The organism is Fodinibacter luteus (assembly GCF_039541575.1).
Classification (GTDB): Bacteria; Actinomycetota; Actinomycetes; order Actinomycetales; family Dermatophilaceae; genus Fodinibacter; species Fodinibacter luteus.
Window position 1 is genome coordinate 24,291 of the sequence record NZ_BAABGM010000008.1, and the last position, 18,033, is coordinate 42,323.

15 protein-coding genes are annotated in these 18,033 nt (G+C 75.1%); 13 read left to right on the plus strand and 2 right to left on the minus strand.

Features of this window, described 5'->3' with window-relative positions:
- The 8 genes from carB to ABD899_RS06145 all read left to right on the plus strand — a co-directional run bounded on the left by carB (position 1) and on the right by ABD899_RS06145 (position 8,672).
- On the plus strand, positions 1–3,312 hold the full coding sequence (gene carB / locus ABD899_RS06110; RefSeq protein WP_345203549.1) for a carbamoyl-phosphate synthase large subunit: 3,312 nt from the start codon (positions 1–3) through the stop codon (positions 3,310–3,312).
- Entirely contained in the window at positions 3,309–4,181 is an 873-nt protein-coding gene (locus tag ABD899_RS06115) for a dihydroorotate dehydrogenase electron transfer subunit (RefSeq protein WP_345203552.1), read from the plus strand. Before carB ends, ABD899_RS06115 begins: the two co-directional genes overlap by 4 nt.
- Before the next feature lie 8 nt (positions 4,182–4,189).
- Positions 4,190–5,140 (plus strand): dihydroorotate dehydrogenase, encoded by a 951-nt coding sequence (locus tag ABD899_RS06120; RefSeq protein ID WP_345203554.1) that lies wholly within the window; start codon positions 4,190–4,192, stop codon positions 5,138–5,140.
- Positions 5,137–6,009 (plus strand): orotidine-5'-phosphate decarboxylase, encoded by an 873-nt coding sequence (pyrF, locus tag ABD899_RS06125; protein ID WP_345203557.1) that lies wholly within the window; start codon positions 5,137–5,139, stop codon positions 6,007–6,009. The genes ABD899_RS06120 and pyrF overlap by 4 nt, the downstream gene beginning before the upstream one ends.
- A gap of 197 nt (positions 6,010–6,206) precedes the next feature.
- Positions 6,207–6,524: an integration host factor, actinobacterial type gene (gene mihF, locus ABD899_RS06130; protein ID WP_345203560.1), complete on the plus strand. Its 318-nt coding sequence runs from the start codon at positions 6,207–6,209 to the stop codon at positions 6,522–6,524.
- Positions 6,521–7,102: a guanylate kinase gene (gmk, locus tag ABD899_RS06135; RefSeq protein ID WP_345203563.1), complete on the plus strand. Its 582-nt coding sequence runs from the start codon at positions 6,521–6,523 to the stop codon at positions 7,100–7,102. The genes mihF and gmk overlap by 4 nt, the downstream gene beginning before the upstream one ends.
- A 3-nt stretch (positions 7,103–7,105) precedes the next feature.
- Positions 7,106–7,369 (plus strand): DNA-directed RNA polymerase subunit omega, encoded by a 264-nt coding sequence (gene rpoZ / locus ABD899_RS06140; protein WP_345203565.1) that lies wholly within the window; start codon positions 7,106–7,108, stop codon positions 7,367–7,369.
- A gap of 4 nt (positions 7,370–7,373) precedes the next feature.
- Complete coding sequence (locus ABD899_RS06145; RefSeq protein WP_345203568.1) at positions 7,374–8,672, plus strand: bifunctional phosphopantothenoylcysteine decarboxylase/phosphopantothenate synthase; 1,299 nt, start codon at positions 7,374–7,376, stop codon at positions 8,670–8,672.
- A 28-nt stretch (positions 8,673–8,700) separates the two neighbouring features.
- Here ABD899_RS06145 and ABD899_RS06150 read toward each other — a convergent pair whose 3' ends face one another.
- Entirely contained in the window at positions 8,701–9,879 is a 1,179-nt protein-coding gene (locus tag ABD899_RS06150; RefSeq protein ID WP_345203571.1) for a coiled-coil domain-containing protein, read from the minus strand.
- Complete coding sequence (locus ABD899_RS06155) at positions 9,876–11,285, minus strand: coiled-coil domain-containing protein (RefSeq protein ID WP_345203574.1); 1,410 nt, start codon at positions 11,283–11,285, stop codon at positions 9,876–9,878. Before ABD899_RS06155 ends, ABD899_RS06150 begins: the two co-directional genes overlap by 4 nt.
- A 163-nt stretch (positions 11,286–11,448) precedes the next feature.
- On the opposite strand from ABD899_RS06155, the gene metK reads away from it, so the two are divergent.
- From metK to ABD899_RS06180, 5 genes are all read left to right on the plus strand, one after another.
- Complete coding sequence (gene metK / locus ABD899_RS06160) at positions 11,449–12,669, plus strand: methionine adenosyltransferase (protein WP_345203576.1); 1,221 nt, start codon at positions 11,449–11,451, stop codon at positions 12,667–12,669.
- Positions 12,670–12,766: 97 nt separating this feature from the next.
- The gene (locus ABD899_RS06165) at positions 12,767–14,851 is read left to right on the plus strand and encodes a primosomal protein N' (RefSeq protein WP_345203578.1); all 2,085 of its coding nucleotides are present in this window, start codon (positions 12,767–12,769) and stop codon (positions 14,849–14,851) included.
- 34 nt (positions 14,852–14,885) lie between these two features.
- On the plus strand, positions 14,886–15,428 hold the full coding sequence (gene def / locus ABD899_RS06170; RefSeq protein ID WP_345203579.1) for a peptide deformylase: 543 nt from the start codon (positions 14,886–14,888) through the stop codon (positions 15,426–15,428).
- On the plus strand, positions 15,429–16,493 hold the full coding sequence (gene fmt, locus ABD899_RS06175) for a methionyl-tRNA formyltransferase (RefSeq protein ID WP_345203582.1): 1,065 nt from the start codon (positions 15,429–15,431) through the stop codon (positions 16,491–16,493).
- Positions 16,486–18,030 (plus strand): RsmB/NOP family class I SAM-dependent RNA methyltransferase, encoded by a 1,545-nt coding sequence (locus tag ABD899_RS06180; protein WP_345203584.1) that lies wholly within the window; start codon positions 16,486–16,488, stop codon positions 18,028–18,030. Before fmt ends, ABD899_RS06180 begins: the two co-directional genes overlap by 8 nt.
- The last annotated feature ends 3 nt before the right edge of the window (positions 18,031–18,033 follow it).

The following is an 18,033-nucleotide window of genomic DNA, read 5'->3' on the forward strand; positions in this document are numbered from 1 at the left end:
GTGCCGAAGCGGCAGGACATCACGAGCGTGCTCGTCATCGGCTCCGGCCCGATCGTCATCGGCCAGGCCTGCGAGTTCGACTACTCCGGCACCCAGGCCTGCCGGGTGCTGCGCGAGGAGGGCATCCGCGTCGTCCTCGTCAACTCCAACCCCGCGACGATCATGACCGACCCCGAGTTCGCCGACGCGACCTACGTCGAGCCCATCACCCCGGAGATCGTCGAGCGGATCATCGCCAAAGAGCGACCGGATGCCGTGCTCGCGACCCTCGGCGGGCAGACCGCGCTCAACTGCGCGATGGAGCTGCACCACCGCGGGGTGCTCGAGAAGTACGACTGTCCGCTCATCGGGGCCAACGTCGAGGCCATCGAGCTCGGCGAGGACCGCGAGAAGTTCAAGGGCGTCGTCGAGCGCTGCGGCGCAGAGTCGGCCCGCTCGGTCATCTGCCACACGATGGGCGAGGTGCTCGCCGCGGCCGAGGACCTCGGCTTCCCCGTCGTCGTCCGCCCGTCGTTCACGATGGGCGGTCTGGGCAGCGGGTTCGCCCACGACGAGGACGAGCTCGTGCGCATCGCGGGCGCCGGCCTGCAGTACAGCCCGGTCACCGAGGTGCTCCTCGAGGAGTCGATCCTGGGCTGGAAGGAGTACGAGCTCGAGGTCATGCGCGACCACGCCGACAACGTCGTCGTCGTCTGCTCGATCGAGAACCTCGACCCGATGGGTGTGCACACCGGCGACTCGATCACGGTCGCCCCGGCGCTCACCCTGACCGACCGCGAGTACCAGCGGCTGCGCGACATCGGCATCGCGGTCATCCGCGAGGTCGGCGTCGACACCGGCGGCTGCAACATCCAGTTCGCGGTCAACCCCGCCGACGGCCGGATCATCGTCATCGAGATGAACCCGCGCGTCTCCCGCTCCTCGGCGCTGGCGTCGAAGGCCACCGGGTTCCCGATCGCGAAGATCGCGGCGAAGATGGCGATCGGCTACACCCTCGACGAGGTGCCCAACGACGTGACGAGGGAGACCCCGGCATCCTTCGAGCCGACGCTCGACTACGTCGTCGTCAAGGTGCCCCGGTTCGCGTTCGAGAAGTTCCCGGCCGCCGACGACACCCTGACGACGACGATGAAGTCGGTCGGCGAGGCGATGTCGATCGGCCGGAACTTCACCGAGGCGCTCCAGAAGGCGCTGCGCTCGCTCGAGAAGACGGGCAGCAGCTTCCACTGGGACGGCTCGCGCCCGACGACCGAGGGGGCACGCGCCCTGCTCGCCGACGCCCGCCGCCCCACCGACGGTCGCATCGTGCTCGTCCAGCAGGCACTGCGGGGCGGCCTGTCGGTCGAGGAGGTGCACGAGGTCACCGGCATCGACCCGTGGTTCCTCGACCAGATGGTGCTCATCGAGGAGGTCGCGGACGCCGTCGCCGACGCCCCCGGCCTCGACCCCGACCTCCTCCGGCTGGCCAAGCGCCACGGGTTCAGTGACGCACAGGTCGCGGCCCTGCGCGGGATGCCGGAGGCCGTCGTCCGCGGGGTGCGGCACGCGCTCGGGGTGCGCCCGGTCTACAAGACGGTCGACACCTGCGCGGCCGAGTTCGCGGCGCTCACGCCCTACCACTACAGCACCTATGACGAGGAGGACGAGGTGGCCCCGCGCGAGCGCCCCGCCGTCCTCATCCTCGGGTCGGGGCCGAACCGCATCGGCCAGGGCGTCGAGTTCGACTACTCGTGCGTCCACGCGAGCTTCGCGTTGCGCGACGCCGGCTACGACACGGTCATGGTCAACTGCAACCCGGAGACGGTGTCCACCGACTACGACACGAGCAGCCGCCTGTACTTCGAGCCGCTCACCCTCGAGGACGTCCTCGAGGTCGTCCACGTCGAGCGCCGGGCCGGCCCGGTCGCCGGGGTCATCGTGCAGCTCGGGGGGCAGACGCCGCTCGGGCTCGCGAAGGCGCTCAAGGCCGAGGGGGTGCCGATCGTCGGCACCTCGCCCGAGGCCATCGACCTCGCCGAGGACCGCGGGGCGTTCGGCCGGGTGCTCCACGAGGCGGACCTGCCGGCGCCCAAGCACGGCACCGCGTACAGCGCCCACGAGGCGGTCGAGATCGCCCGCGAGATCGGCTACCCCGTGCTCGTCCGTCCGTCCTACGTCCTCGGCGGGCGGGGCATGGAGATCGTCTACGACGACGTCACACTGAGCGGATACGTCGAGCGGGCGACGGTCGCGAGCCCCGAGCACCCGGTGCTCGTCGACCGCTTCCTCGACGACGCGATCGAGATCGACGTCGACGTGCTCTACGACGGAGTCGACATGTACGTCGGCGGCATCATGGAGCACATCGAGGAGGCCGGTATCCACTCGGGCGACTCCTCGTGCACCCTGCCGCCGGTCACGCTCGGTGCGAGCGAGCTCGAGCGGGTGCGGGAGTCCACCCTCCGGCTCGCCGAGGGCATCGGCGTGCGGGGGCTCATGAACGTCCAGTTCGCCCTCGCCCAGGACATCCTCTACGTCCTCGAGGCCAACCCCCGGGCGTCGCGCACGGTGCCGTTCGTCGCGAAGGCGACGGGGGTGCCGCTCGCGAACGCCGCGGCCCGGATCATGCTCGGGGCGTCGATCGCCGAGCTGCGGGCCGAGGGGGTGCTCCCCGCCCACACGGACGGCGGGCGGATGCCGGCGCACGCACCGATGTCGGTCAAGGAGGCGGTGCTGCCGTTCAAGCGGTTCCGCACCGCCGAGGGGCTCGTCGTCGACAGCCTGCTCGGGCCCGAGATGCGCTCCACGGGCGAGGTCATGGGCATCGACACCGACTTCGGCCGCGCCTTCGCCAAGGCGCAGCTCGGCGCGATCAGCGGGCTGCCGACGACCGGGACGGTGTTCGTGTCCGTCGCCAACCGCGACAAGCGGGCGATCATCTTCCCCGTCAAGCGGCTGCTCGACCTCGGCTTCCGGATCGTGTCCACGTCTGGCACCGCGGACGTGCTGCGCCGCAACGGGATCGAGGCCGAGGTCGTGCTCAAGCACGCCGAACGGGGCCCCGAGGGGCGCTCCATCGTCGACTGGATCAACGCCGGCGAGGTCGACATGGTCGTCAACAGCCCGAGCGGGCCGAGTGCGTCGGCCCGGGCCGACGGCTACGCGATCCGCGCCGCGACGACCGCCATGGACAAGCCGATCATCACGACGGTGCAGCAGCTCGCGGCGGCCGTGCAGGCCATCGAGGCCATCATCACCGGCGAGCTCGACGTCACCTCGCTGCAGGACCACGCGGCCGCCCTAGACCTCTACGGCGTGGAGGCGCGGGCGTGAGCGGGGTCGTCCAGGTGACCGGAGAGCTCATCGCCACCCGGCGCGCCGGGGCCTACCACCACCTCACGCTCGTCGCCCCCGGCGTCGCCGAGCTGGCCCGTCCCGGGCAGTTCGTCGCCCTCGCCGTGGGAGGCCCGACGTCGGCCACCCTCCTGCGGCGCTGCTTCTCCATCCACAAGGTCAAGCCGTCGGGCACGTACGGCGGCACCGTCGACGTCGTCGTCGCCGCGCACGGCCCGGGCACGACGTGGCTCACCGGGCTGCGCGTGCACGACCCCGTCGACGTCGTCGGCCCGCTCGGCCGCCCGTTCCCGCTGCCGGCGGAGCCGGTGCCCTGCGTGCTCGTCGGGGGCGGCTACGGCTCGGCCCCGCTCTTCTGGCTCGCCGAGGCGCTGCGCGAGCGGGGCTGCCACGTCGAGATGGTGCTCGGCGCGGCGTCCGAGGACCGGCTGTTCGGCGTCGTCGAGGCCCGGCGCGGCGCCGACGGGGTGAGCGTCACGACCGACGACGGGTCGGCGGGCCGCCGCGGCTGGGTGTCCGACGTCCTCGGCGAGGTCGTCGACCGCACCGGTGCCGGCGTCGTCTACGGCTGCGGCCCGATGGCCATGCTGCGCGCGGTCACCGAGATCGCCGGGCGGCACGGCGCCGTCGCCCAGGTGGCCGTCGAGGAGTCGATGGCCTGCGGGGTCGGGGTGTGCATGACCTGCGTCATGCCCGTGACGGGCAACGACGGCGTGACCCGGATGGTCCGCTCGTGCGTCGAGGGCCCGGTCTTCCGGGGCGACCGGGTGCGCTGGGACTCCTTCGGCGACGGCATCTGCCGGGTGCCCGCCGACACGCTCGGGGCGCCGCGGGCAGGGGGTCACTGATGGTCGACATGAGCACGACGCTGGGACCGGTCACGCTGCCGAACCCGGTCATGACGGCATCCGGCTGCGCGGCCAACGGGCAGGAGCTGCACCGGTTCTTCCCGGTCCCCGAGCTCGGCGCCTTCGTGACGAAGACGGTCATGGCCGCACCGCGCTCGGGCCGGGGCACGCCGCGGATGGCCGAGACGGCATCCGGCATGCTCAACTCGATCGGGCTCCAGGGCCCGGGCATCGACGCGTTCGTCGAGAAGGACCTCGCCTGGCTGGCCTCCGTGGGCGCGCGGGTGCTCGTCTCGATCGCCGGCACCACGGCCGAGGAGTTCGGCGACGTCGCCGAGCGGCTCGCGGCGAGCCCGGCGTTCGGCGCCGTCGTCGGGGTCGAGGTGAACATCTCGTGCCCCAACGTCGCGAACCGCGGCCTCGTCTTCGCCTGCGACCCGGTGTCGTCGGACCTGGTCGTGCGGATCGTGCGCGACCGGCTGCCGTCGACCACCCCGATCCTCGCGAAGCTCACGCCGGATGTCACCGACATCGTGGGGATCGCCGAGGCGGCCCTCCTCGCGGGCGCCGACGGGCTGACGATGATCAACACCCTGCTCGGCATGGTCATCGACACCGACCTTCTGCGCCCCCAGCTCGCGGGGGTCACCGGCGGCCTGTCCGGCCCCGCGATCCGCCCGGTGGCCGTGCGCGCGCTGTGGCAGGTCACCGCCGCGATGCGCGACGGTCGCCTGCCGACGGCGCCGCTCGTCGGGGTCGGGGGAGTGCGCACCGGGCGCGACGCGCTCGAGCTCGTGGCCGCAGGGGCGTGCGCCGTGCAGGTCGGCACCGCGACGTTCAACGACCCGTCCCGACCGCGGCGGGTCGTCGACGAGCTCGAGGCCGAGGTCGTCCGGCACGGCTTCACCCGGTTCGCCGACGTCGTCGGCATCGCCCACGAGAGGATGGTCCGCCCGTGACGACTCCGCCCGTGACGACCCGCCGCCCCTTCGGCGTGCGGCTGCGAGCCGCGATGGACGAGCACGGCCCGCTGTGCGTCGGCATCGACCCGCACCGGGCCCTGCTCGCCGCCTGGGACCTGCCGGTCACCGTGGCGGGGCTCGAGCACTTCGCGATGACGTGCGTCGAGGCTTTCGCCGCACGGGTGGCGGTCGTCAAGCCGCAGTCCGCGTTCTTCGAGGTCTTCGGGTCGCGCGGGGTCGCGGTGCTCGAGCGGGTGCTGGCGGACCTGCGCGACGCCGGGACGATGACGATCCTCGACGCGAAGCGCGGGGACATCGGGTCGACGATGGAGGCGTACGCCCAGGCGTTCCTCTCCGACGACGGCCCGGGCCGGGCCGACGCGCTCACGGTGAGCCCCTACCTCGGCTACGGCTCGCTGCGCCCCGCCCTCGACCTCGCGGCGGCCACCGGGCGCGGCGTGTTCGTCCTCGCGCTCACCTCGAACCCGGAGGGGCCCGAGGTGCAGCACGCCTGTGCGGACGGTCGCTCGGTCGCGGCATCGGTCGTCGCCGGCGCTGCCGCCGACAACGCAGCCGCCGCCGCCCGGGGCGAGCTCGGGCACGTCGGACTCGTCGTCGGCGCGACGGTCGGGGATGCCGTGTCCCGCCTCGGCCTCGACCTCACCGCGAGCGCGGCCCCCCTGCTCGCGCCCGGGCTGGGCGCCCAGGGAGCCGGGCCGGCGCACCTGCGGGCGGTGTTCGGGTCGGCCCTGGGGCAGGTGCTGCCCAACGTCTCGCGCTCGGTGCTGTCGGCCGGGCCCTCGGTCACCGCGCTCGCCGGCGCGGCCGCACGGGAGGCGGAGGCCGTCCGGGCCGCGGTGGGCTGACCCCGCAGCGTCCGGCATCTCGGGGGCTGGGACCCCCGACGTGCCGGACGTCCCGTGGGGGCTGGGCGCAGCGTCCGGCACCTCGGGGGCTGGGACCCCCGACGTGCCGGACGTCCCGTGGCCTGCGCGATAGAGTCGAGCGCGTACCGCCGGGAGTTGAGAAGCCAGCTCCCGCATGTCGACGAAGGACTCCTCCCGTGGCTCTTCCGCCGCTCACCCCCGAACAGCGTGCCGCCGCCCTCGAGAAGGCCGCGGCGTCCCGGCGCGAGCGCGCCGAGGTCAAGCACCGGCTCAAGCACTCGGGCGCCTCGCTCAGCGACGTCATCACCGACGGCAAGACCAACGACGTCATCGGCAAGATGCGCGTGTCGGCCCTCCTCGAGTCCATGCCCGGCGTCGGCCGGGTGCGGGCCCGCCAGATCATGGAGGAGGTCGGCATCTCCGAGAGCCGACGCGTCCGTGGTCTCGGCCAGAACCAGGTCGCCGCGCTCCTCGACCGCTTCGGGCGGTCGTGACGGGCCGCTCCCGCCTCACCGTCCTCGCCGGTCCCACCGCTGTAGGGAAGGGGACCGTGGCGGCCTACGTCCGCGAGCACCATCCCGAGGTCTGGCTCTCCGTCTCCGCGACGACGCGTCGACCACGCCCCGGGGAGGTCGACGGAGTGCACTACCACTTCGTCGACGACGCCCAGTTCGACCGGATGGCCGCTGCCGGAGAGCTCCTCGAGTGGGCCGTCGTCCACGGCCGGGCCCGCTACGGCACCCCTCGGGCGCCCGTCGAACGGGCTCTCGACGCGGGGCGTCCGGCCCTGCTCGAGATCGACCTGCAGGGCGCCCGGCAGGTGCGCCGGACGATGCCCGACGCCCTCTTCGTCTTCCTCGCCCCCCCGACGTGGGACGAGCTGGTCCGCCGGCTCGTCGGCCGCGGCACCGAGGACGCGCAGGAGCGCGAGGCCCGGCTCGCCACGGCCCGCGTCGAGCTCGCGTCCGCGCAGGAGTTCGACGCCGTCGTGCTCAACGACGACGTCCGGCGGGCGGCCGAGGAACTCGTATCATTGATGAGATCCCCCGTCCCCGAAGCGAAGCGAGACTGACGCGTGTCCGGAACCAAGGCCGACCCCATCGGCATCACCAACCCGCCGATCGACGAGCTGCTGGAGCGCGCGGACTCCAAGTACGCGCTCGTCCTCTACTCGGCGAAGCGGGCCCGCCAGATCAACGCCTACTACGCCCAGCTCCAGGAGGGTCTGCTCGAGTACGTCGGTCCGCTCGTCGACTCCGAGGTCCACGAGAAGCCGATGTCGATCGCCCTGCGCGAGATCAACGAGGGGCTCCTGACCTCCACGCCCACCGAGGAGTGACCTCGTGAAGGTCGTCCTCGGGGTCGCCGGGGGCATCGCGGCGTACAAGGCCTGCTCGCTCCTGCGGCTGCTCACCGAGGGTGGCCACGACGTCACCGTCGTGCCGACGGCCGCGGCGCTGCGCTTCGTCGGGGAGGCGACGTGGTCGGCCCTGTCGGGCCAGCCGGTGCACACCGACGTGTGGTCCGACATCACCGAGGTGCCCCACGTGCGCCTGGGCCAGCAGGCCGACCTCGTCGTCGTCGCGCCCGCGACCGCCGACCTGCTGGCGCGCGCCGCCACGGGCCAGGCCGACGACCTGCTCACGAACGTCCTGCTCACGGCCCGCTGCCCCGTCGTCATGGCGCCGGCGATGCACACCGAGATGTGGGAGCACCCCGCCACGCAGGCCAACGTCGGTACCCTGAGCGAGCGCGGCGTCCACGTCGTGCCCCCGGCGTCCGGGCGGCTGACCGGCCGTGACACCGGTCCCGGGCGACTGCCCGAGCCCGAGCACCTGTACGCGGTGTGCGAGCGCGAGCTCGCCCGATCTGCTGCGGCGGCCACGCCGGCGAGGGCGCGAGAAACGGTGGGGGACACGACCGTGGGGGAGGCGACGGCATCCGCCCGGCGGGACCTCGAGGGTCGCCGGGTGGTCGTCAGCGCCGGTGGCACGCGCGAGCCGCTCGACCCGGTGCGCTACCTGGGCAACCGGTCATCGGGGAAGCAGGGCCACGCCCTCGCCGAGGCCGCCGCCGCGCGTGGCGCCCGCGTGACACTCGTGTCGTCGTCGTCGCTGCCCACCCCGGTCGGCGTCGACGTCGTGCCCGTCGAGACCGCGCTCGAGCTCGAGGCGGCCGTCACGGATGCCGCCCGCGGCGCCGACGTCGTCGTCATGGCGGCGGCGGTGGCCGACTTCCGGCCCGCGGCGTACGCCGACCACAAGATCAAGAAGACGCACGCGACGGGTGCCGACGGCAGCGCCGACGAGTCGGCGCCGGTCGTCGAGCTCGTGCGCAACCCCGACGTGCTCGCCGGGCTCGTCGCCGCCCGTGGTGCCGCCGGCTCACCCGTCATCGTGGGCTTCGCGGCCGAGACCGGCGACGCCGAGGGCACGGTGCTCGAGCACGGGCGGGCCAAGCTGGCCCGCAAGGGCTGCGACCTGCTCGTCGTCAACGAGGTCGGGGTCGGGGTGACCTTCGGGCGCGATGACAGCACCGTGCACATCCTGCGTCGCGGGTCCGACACGGTCACCGACGTCGGGCCCGCCTCGAAGGGCGAGATCGCGCACGCCGTCTGGGATGCCGTCCTGCCGCTGCTCTGACCGCCCACCACCCCGCGCCGCCGGGTCGTCAGCGGTGGGCGTGGGCCTCGCGCTTGGCCTCGACCCCGGCGTGACCCTCGACCTCGGTCTGCTCCTCCACGTCGGCGGGCTCGTCGACCTCGGCCCGCTCCTCCACGTCGGCGGGCTCCTCGGCCTCGGAGTTCGCCTCGATCCCGGTCTGCTCCCCGACCTCGGCGTCAGCCGCGACCTCGGTGTGCGCGTCCAGGTCGGCGGGCTCCTCGCCCTCGGTGTCCTCGTCGGCGCTGACGGCCGTGTGCGCGTCGACGTCCGCCACGTCGGCGACGGCGGCGGTGCCGCCGAGGGTGGCGAGCATGTTGCGCACGTTGCTCAGCTGGGCGGTGATGCTGTCGCGGCGGGCCGTGGCGGCTGCGAGCTCGCGCTCGGAGTCGCGGCGGATCCGCTCGGCATGGTCCTTCGCGGACGCCACGAGGGCGGCAGCCTCGGCGCGGGCGGCCTCGAGGTGGCGGGAGGCCTCGGCAGAGGCGGTGGCCCGCTCGTCCTCGGCCTCTCGGGCGAGCAGGTCGGCGCGCTCCTGGACCGCGGCCAGGGCCTGGTCCTGGGAGGCCATCTGGGCGGTGAACTCCGCCGCGGCGCGCTCGCGCCGCTCCCCGAGGGTGCGCTCGAAGTCGGCGGCGGAGGCGGCTGCCGTGGCGCGCTGCTTCTCGAAGTACGCCTCCGCCTCCTCGCGACGGGCGGCGGCCTCGCGTGCGGCGTCGTCGACGATCGAGTCGGCCTCCTGCCGGGCGCGCGAGACGGCCTCGGAGGCGTCGACCTCGGCGCGCGAGCGCACCTCCTCGGCGTAGCGGTCGGCCTCGGCCCGCACGAGGGCGGCTGCCTCGTCGGCGGCGAGCCGGGTCTGGGCGGCCTCCTCGGCGGCCGTCCCGCGGATGGCGGCGGCCTCCTCGTCGGCCAGGGTGAGCATCGAACCGATGCGCTCCCCGAGGTCGGTGAAGGTGGGGCTGGAGACCCGGCGCGCCTGCTCCTCGAGCTCTGCGACACTGTCGCGCTGGGCCTCGAGCTGCACCGCGAGCGCGTTGTGGGCCTGGCGGAGCTTGGTCAGCTCGACCGAGCTCTGCGCCGCCTCCTGGCGGGCCGCGTCCGCGGCCTGCTGGAGAGCGGTGACGTGCTGGTCGACCTGCACGGGGTCGTACCCGCGGAAGACGGTCGGGAACTCCGGCTGGTTCATGATGACTCCTGGTCAGGGGTGGGTGGATCAGGTTCCGGCGAGACGGCGAGGGCGTCGATGACCCCCGAGAGGTTGCCGAGCTGGGCGGTGATCGCGTCGCGACGGGCGGCGAGGGTGTGGACCTCGGCCCTGGCCCGCTCGACGACGGCCTGGGCCTCGGCCCGCACGGTGTCGGCCCGCTCGCGAGCCTCCTGCGAGGCACGCATGATCTCGGCGCGAGCGGCCCGGTGGTGCTCGTGGGCCTCCCGGTGCATCCGCTCGACGTCCTCGGCGGCCCGCTGGCGCACGAGGCCGGCCCCCTGCTCGGCCTCGGCGAGCCGGCGCTCGGCGCGCTCGTGGGCCTCGGCCTCACGGGCCCGGGCCTCGTCGAGCACCCGCTCCGCCTCACGAGCGGAGGCTGCGCGCGTGCGGGCGGCATCCGCCTGCGCCTCGGCGAGCACCGCGGTGGCCTGCTCGCGCATCCGGGTCGCCTCGGCCTCGGCCTCGGCGAGCCGGTCGCGGCTGCGGGTCGTCGCACTGCCGAGCAGGGTCTGCACCCGGTGGCGGTGGGCGCGGGACCGCTCGGCGAGCTGTTGGTGGTGGGACCGCGAGCGCGCCTCGGCATCGGCCTCGGCTCGGGCGAGGATGTCGCGCACGGTGCCCTGCGCCCAGGCGAGGTGCGCCTCGGCGGCGGTGAGCAGCTCGTCGCCCTCGGCGCGGGCCTCGGCGACGAGCGCGGCGGCCTGCTCGCGGGCCGATCGGAGCAGCTCGTCGGCGCGGGCGCGCGAGCCCTCGTCGAGCTGCTCGGCCTCGGCCAGCCGGGCCGCGACGTGCCGGTCGGCCTCGCTGCGCTGCGTCGTGGCGTACGCCTCGCTCTCGCGGCGCAGCCGCTCGAGGTCGGCGAGCGTCGTCGAGCGCAGGTCGGCGAGCTCGGCAGCGTGCGCGTCGTGCTCGCGGGACCAGCGCTCCTGGTGGGCGCGCTCCTCGTCGGCGAGGCGGCCCATCGTGCTCTCGTGCTCGAGCCGGGCGCGCTCGAGCAGCTCGCCGGCGGTGGCCCGGGCTTCGGCGAGCCGGGCCTCGGCCTGCTCCTCGGCGACGGCGACGGCCTCGTCACTCGCCTTGGTCGCCCGCGCCCGCAGGAGGGACGCCTGGTCGGCCGCGTCGGTGAGCATGATCTCGACCTCGACGCGGGTCTCCTCGAGGCGTCGCTCGCACTCCTCGCGCGCGGAGCGCGCGGCGGCCTGCAGCTGCTCGAGCTCGTGTGCGGCCTCCCGGGTCTCGCCGCGCACCCGGCTCGCCTCGGCGGTGGCCTCGGTGGCCTCGCGGTGCGCCTCGGCGCGCAGGCGATCGGCGAGCGCCTGGGCCCGGGTGAGGACGGAGAGCGCCTCGTCGACGGGGGTCACGGGCGCTCCGGCGGCCGCGTCCACCGCCGTCGCCTCTCTCGCCGAGCCGTCTGACACGCACCCCATGATCCCAGACGATCGGGGAGGCCGCGGACGGTGTCGGCGGGCGGGGAGGGGCGCGGGTAGATTGACCCGAGCACGGGACCGCTCGGCGCGGTCGGTCCCATCCCACCCGAAGGAGTACCGCGTGTCCGCACGCCTGTTCACGTCCGAGTCCGTCACCGAGGGGCACCCGGACAAGATCTGCGACCAGATCTCGGACTCCATCCTCGACGCGATGCTCGCGCAGGACCCCCGCAGCCGGGTCGCCGTCGAGACGATGGTGACGACCGGCCTCGTGCACGTCGCGGGAGAGGTCACGACCGAGGCCTACGTCGAGATCCCGAAGATCGTGCGCGACACCGTGCTCACCATCGGCTACGACAGCTCGACGAAGGGGTTCGACGGGGCGTCGTGCGGGGTCAGCGTCTCGATCGGCCAGCAGAGCCCGGACATCGCCCAGGGCGTCGACACGGCCTTCGAGAGCCGTACCGGTGGCGTGGACCCGCGCGACAAGCAGGGGGCGGGTGACCAGGGCCTGATGTTCGGGTACGCCTGCGACGACACCCCCGAGCTCATGCCGCTGCCGGTGTTCCTCGCGCACCGCCTCGCGGAGCGGCTCACCGCGGTCCGCAAGGGCGGTGAGCTGCCCTACCTGCGCCCCGACGGCAAGACCCAGGTGACCATCGGCTACGACGGCGACCGGGCCGTCTCGCTCGATGCTGTCGTGGTGTCCAGCCAGCACGCGGAGGACGTCTCGCTCGAGGGGCTTCTCGAGCCGGACGTCCACCAGCACGTCATCAACCCGGTGCTCGCCGAGCTGCGCGACGCCGGCACCGAGCTGCGCACCGACGGTTTCCGCGCCTACATCAACCCGACCGGGAAGTTCGTCATCGGCGGCCCGATGGGGGATGCCGGACTGACGGGCCGCAAGATCATCGTCGACACGTACGGGGGCATGGCCCGGCACGGTGGCGGCGCGTTCTCCGGGAAGGACCCGAGCAAGGTCGACCGGTCGGGCGCCTACGCGACCCGGTGGGTCGCGAAGAACGTCGTCGCGGCGGGCCTGGCCCGGCGCTGCGAGGTCCAGGTCGCCTACGCGATCGGCAAGGCGCAGCCCGTCGGCCTCTACGTGGAGACGTTCGGCACCGAGACCGTGCCGGCCGACCGCATCCAGGCGGCCATCGTCGCGACCTTCGACCTGCGCCCCGCCGCGATCCTCGAGGAGCTCGAGCTCCTCCGCCCGATCTACAAGGCGACCGCCGCCTACGGCCACTTCGGCCGGACCCACGCCGACGGGGTCGACCACGGCTTCACGTGGGAGCGCACGAACCGGGTGGAGGACCTCCAGCGCGCGGCGCGCGGCTGAGGGCCGGGCCGTCCACAGCCGAGCCCTGCCGGGCCGGTGTCCACAGCGCGAGCCGACGACCCGGTCGCGGTCGGTGGGCTCCGCTAGTTTCGGGGCCATGACGGCGACCCGGGAGAACGAGGCACGGCAGCTCGCGCTGCACGTGCCGAGAGCCCCCGGGCGCCCCCGTCGGCTCGCCGGCGACGACCCCACGACGGACGTGCAGCCGGTCGCGCTCGTCCAGGTCGACACCGGGCTGGCCCACCTCGACCGCCCCTTCGAGTACTCCGTGCCCACCTCGATGGCCACGACGGCCGCGCCGGGGGTGCGGGTCAAGGTGCGCTTCGCCGGGCAGGACCTCGACGGCTTCGTCCTCGACCGCCGCGACCACGCCGACCACCCCGGCCGGCTCAGCCCCCTGAGGCGCGTCGTGTCGCCGGAACCGGTCCTCGCCCCCGAGGTGCTCGAGGCGGCCCGTGTGCTGGCCGACCGCTACGCCGGGTCGCTCGGCGACGTGCTGCGCCTCGCCGTGCCTCCGCGGCACGCGACCGCCGAGAAGGCCCTCGCCGCGCAGCCACGGCCGCGGCCACCCCTGCCCGTGCGCTCGCCGCAGGCCTGGTCCCCCTACCCGGCCGGTGCGGCCTTCCTGGGGCACCTGACCGACGGCGGGGCGCCCGCCGCGTCGGTGGTCACGCTCCCCTCGACGGATCCCGAGACCGACTGGCCGTCCCTGCTCGCGGAGGCGGCCCGGGCCGCCGTCGACGGCGGGCGCGGCGCCGTGCTCGTCGTCCCCGACCACCGCGACGTCGCGCGCCTCGAGCCCGCCCTGACCCGCGTCCTGGGGCCGGGGCGGCACACGAGGCTCACGGCCGACCAGGGTCCGCAAGCGAGGTACACGGCCTACCTCAAGGCCCTGCGCGGGCACGTCGACGTCGTCGTCGGGACCCGCGCGGCGGCCTTCGCCCCGGTTCGCGACCTCGGGCTCCTCGCCTGGTGGGACGACGGCGACGACCTCCTCGAGGAGCCGCGTGCCCCGTACCCGCACGTGCGCGAGGTGATCCTCGCCCGCGCCGCGGTGCACGGCGCCGGCGTGCTCGCCGCCGGGTACGGCCGGTCGGTCGCCGTGGCCGGCCTCGTCGACCGTGGGGTCCTCCGGCCCGTCGAGGCGCCGCGGGGGGTCGTGCGCCGCGCCGTGCCCGCCGTGCGGGTGGCGGGGGAGGGACACGACGCCGAGCGCGACCCGGCGGTCGCCGCCGCGCACCTGCCGAGCATCGCGTGGCGCACGGCGAAGGAGGCACTCGTCGACGGGCCGGTCCTCGTGCAGGTGCCCCGCCGCGGGTACCTGCCCTCGCTGTCGTGCCAGGAGTGCCGCCGGCCGGCCCGGTGTCCCACCTGCGCCGGCCCGCTCGGCCTGCCCGGGCCGCAGGCGCCCCCGGCCTGCCGGTGGTGCGGCCGGGTCGAGACCGGGTTCTCGTGCCCCTCGTGCGGTGGCCTCCGGTTGCGCTCCTCCGTCACGGGGGCGCGGCGCACGGCCGAGGAGCTCGGGCGGGCCTTCCCCGGGGTGCCGGTCGAACGCTCGGGAGCAGGCACGGTCCTCGATGCCGTCGCGGCGAGTCCGCGGCTCGTCGTGTCCACGCCGGGGGCCGAGCCCGTGGTGCCCGGCGGCTACACGGCTGCGCTCCTGCTCGACGCCTGGGCGCTGCTCGACCGCCCCAGCCTCACCGCGGGGGAGGAGTCGTTGCGCCGGTGGCTGGCGGCCGCGGCCCTCGTGCGTCCCGGTGCCGAGGGTGGTCGGGTCGTGCTCTGTGGTGCGCCGACCGACGTGCCCGTTCCCGCCGTCGAGGCGCTCGTGCGCTGGGACCCCGCCTGGTTCGCCGAGCGCGAGCTCGACGAGCGGCGGGGGTTGTCGTTGCCGCCGGCCGCTCGCCTCGCCGTGCTCACCGGCGCCCGCCACGCCCTCGAGGCCGCCGTCGGTGAGCTCGACCTCCCCGTCGCGGCGGCCGTCCTCGGCCCCCTGCCGCTCGGTCCCATGCGCCCGGGCGCCCACACGGGCGAGGAGCGCTGGCGCACCGTCGTCACGGTGCCCCCGGCCGACGGGCCCGCCCTCACCCGTGAGCTCGCCGCCCTGCGAGCGCGCGCCTCGGCCCGCAAGGACCCGGAGCCGGTGTCGGTCCGGGTCGACCCACCCGACCCGACGACGTGACCCGCGCCACGGCATCCGTCCTAGACTCCCCGGCGTGAGCGTCACCCCCATCCGCCTCTTCGGCGACCCCGTCCTGCGCACCCCCGCGGCGCCGGTCGTCGACTTCGACGCGGAGCTGCGCCGCCTCGTCGCCGACCTCACCGACACGATGCTCGACGCCGGTGGGGCGGGGCTCGCGGCACCCCAGCTCGGGGTCGGCCTGCGGGTGTTCACCTACCACGTCGAGGGCGTCATCGGGCACCTCGTCAACCCCGAGCTGAGGCTCGGTGACGAGGAGGAGACGGACCAGGAGGGCTGCCTGTCCTTCCCGGGGCTGCGCCTCGACACGCCGCGCGCCGTGCGGGTCGTCGCGCACGGCAGCACGATGCACGGGGAGCCGGCGACCATCGAGGGCACGCACCTCCTGGCGCGGGCCGTGCAGCACGAGACCGACCACCTCGACGGCATCCTGTTCATCGACCGGCTCGACCCACAGCGGCGCCGCGAGGCGATGCGCCTCGTCCGGGAGACCGACTGGGGGGCGACGCCCCCCGTCGTGCGGGTCAGCCCGCACGTCGGCGCCCTCGGGAGGCGCTGAGTGCGCCTCGTCCTTGCCGGCACCCCCGAGACGGCAGTGCCCTCGCTGCGCGCCCTGCTCGCCTCGTCGCACGAGGTCGTCGCGGTCGTCACCCGCCCCGACGCCCGGTCCGGTCGCGGGCGCACCCTGGCGCCGTCTCCGGTCAAGCAGGTCGCCCTCGAGCACGGGCTCGAGGTGCTGACGCCCCCGACGCCGCGCGACCCCGCATTCCTCGAGCGGCTGCGTGACCTCGCCCCCGACTGCTGCCCCGTCGTCGCCTACGGTGCGCTCGTGCCCCGGGCCGCGCTCGACGTCCCCGCACGCGGCTGGGTCAACCTGCACTTCTCGCTGCTCCCCGCCTGGCGGGGCGCGGCTCCGGTGCAGCGGGCGCTCATGGCCGGCGACGACGTCACCGGGGCGAGCACCTTCGTCCTCGAAGAGGGGCTCGACACCGGTCCCGTGCTCGGCACGCTCACCGAGCGGGTCCGCCTGGACGACACCGCGGGCAGCCTCCTCGACCGGCTCGCCCACGCCGGGGCCGGGCTGCTCGTCGCGACGATGGACGGCCTCGCCGACGGCTCGTTGCGACCGGTGCCCCAGCCCTCCGACGGCGTGAGCCACGCCCCCAAGCTCACGAGCGACGAGGCGCGGGTCCGCTGGCGCCTGCCGGCCCACGTCGTCGACCGGCACGTGCGCGGGTGCACCCCCGCACCGGGCGCGTGGACGACCCTGCGGGGTGAGCGGCTCAAGCTCGGTCCGGTCGGGATGCCGGCCGGGGTCGCCCCCGGGATGTCGGCCGGGGTCGCTCCCGGGATGTCGGCCGGGGTCGCTCCCGGGATGCCGGCCGGTGACGTTCCCGGGATGCCGGCCGCCTCGTCTGCCGTCGCCTCGTCTGCCGCCGCCTCGACGTCCCAGCCCGCGCTCGTCCCGGGCGAGCTGCTCGTCACGAAGCACGAGGTGCTCGTCGGCACCGGGTCCTCGCCGGTGCGGCTCGGCGAGGTGCGTGCCCAGGGACGCAAGCCGATGGCGGCCGCGGACTGGGCGCGCGGCATCCGCATCGCGCCGGGGGAGCGGTTCGATGGCTGAGCAGGGAGGCCCGAGCGGAGGTCGACCGGAGGGGCGCGGACGGCAGCGACCCAGCGGTCCGGACCGTGCACGAGGCGGCGCCCGAGGGCCGCGGCGACGCAGTGCGACGGCGCCGTCCGCTCGGACCCGCCGCGCCGAGCCGACCCGCTTCGCCGCCTACACGCTGCTGCGCGGGGTCGCCGACGGCGCCTACGCCAACCTCGAGCTTCCGGCCATCCTGCGCCGCCACCGCCTCGACGGTCGCGACGCCGCGTTCGCGACCGAGCTCGGGTTCGGCACGATCCGGTGGCAGGGCTTCTACGACGCCGTCATCGCCGACGCGGCGGGCCGGCCGCTCACCCGGATCGACCCGCAGGTGCTCGACGTGCTCCGCCTCGGCGCCCACCAGCTGCTCGGGATGCGGGTCGCCACCCACGCCGCGGCCGACCAGACCGTCGGGCTCGCCACGGTCGTCGCCGGCGCCGGCGCCGGGGGCTTCGTCAACGCCGTCATGCGCCGGGTCAGCGAACGCGACCTCGAGCAGTGGCGTGAAGCCGTCGTGCCCCCCGGGGGAGGAGCGGTCTCCCTCGGCGTGCGCCACAGCCACCCCGAGTGGGTCGTCACCGCCCTGCGGGCATCGCTCCTCGGGCACGGCCGGGCGACCGCCGCCACGGTCGACGCCGAGCTCGAGGCCCTCCTCGAGGCGGACAACGACCCCCCGCGCGTCCACCTCGTCGCCCGCCCGGGCCTGAGCAGCGTCGCCGAGCTCGTCGCGGCCGCCGACGCCGAGCCCAGCGCGCTCTCCCCGCTCGGGGTCGTGCTGCGCGGCGGGGACCCGGGGGCGGTCGCCGCGGTCCGGGAGGGACGGGCCGCGGTCCAGGACGAGGGCTCCCAGCTGCTCGCCGTCGCGCTCGCCCGCGCCGAGGTCGCACCCGGCGCGCCCGCCCGGTGGCTCGACCTGTGCGCCGGACCCGGCGGCAAGGCCGGGGTGCTCGGTGCCTTGGCCGTGGAGGCCGGCGCCGACCTCACGGCCGTCGAGGTGAGCCCCCACCGGGCCGAGCTCGTCCGCCGGACGCTCGCGGCGCTCGGCCGCCACGCCGACGGTCTCGGCCGTCGCATCGAGGTGCGCACGGCCGACGGCCGCGAGCTCGGCGAGGACGAGCCCGAGGCCTACGCCCGGGTGCTCGTCGACGCCCCGTGCACGGGCCTCGGCGCGCTGCGCCGACGGCCCGAGGCGAGGTGGCGCCGCCAGCCGTCCGACGTCGCCGCGCTCGCGCCGCTCCAGCGCGCCCTGCTGGCCTCGGCCCTCGACGCCGTCGCCCCGGGCGGCGTCATCGGCTACGCCACGTGCAGCCCGCACATCGCCGAGACCCGGTTCGTCGTGTCCGACGTCGTCAAGCGGCGCCGCGACGTCGAGGTCGTCGACGCCCGCGAGCTCTTCACGGATGCGGCCGGACGGCCCGTCCCCGGGCTCGGCGACGGGCCGTACGTCCAGCTGTGGCCGCACGTCCACGGCACCGACGCCATGTTCTTCGCCCTCGTCCGAAAGCTGACGTGAGCA

Excerpts from the sequence above, each read along its gene's own strand:
- ABD899_RS06165 (WP_345203578.1), top strand. The coding sequence starts at position 12,767 with ATGACGGCGACCCGGGAGAACGAGGCACGGCAGCTCGCGCTGCACGTG.
- ABD899_RS06120 (WP_345203554.1), top strand. The coding sequence starts at position 4,190 with ATGAGCACGACGCTGGGACCGGTCACGCTGCCGAACCCGGTCATGACG.
- ABD899_RS06150 (WP_345203571.1), bottom strand. The coding sequence starts at position 9,879 with ATGAACCAGCCGGAGTTCCCGACCGTCTTCCGCGGGTACGACCCCGTG.
- ABD899_RS06180 (WP_345203584.1), top strand. The coding sequence starts at position 16,486 with ATGGCTGAGCAGGGAGGCCCGAGCGGAGGTCGACCGGAGGGGCGCGGA.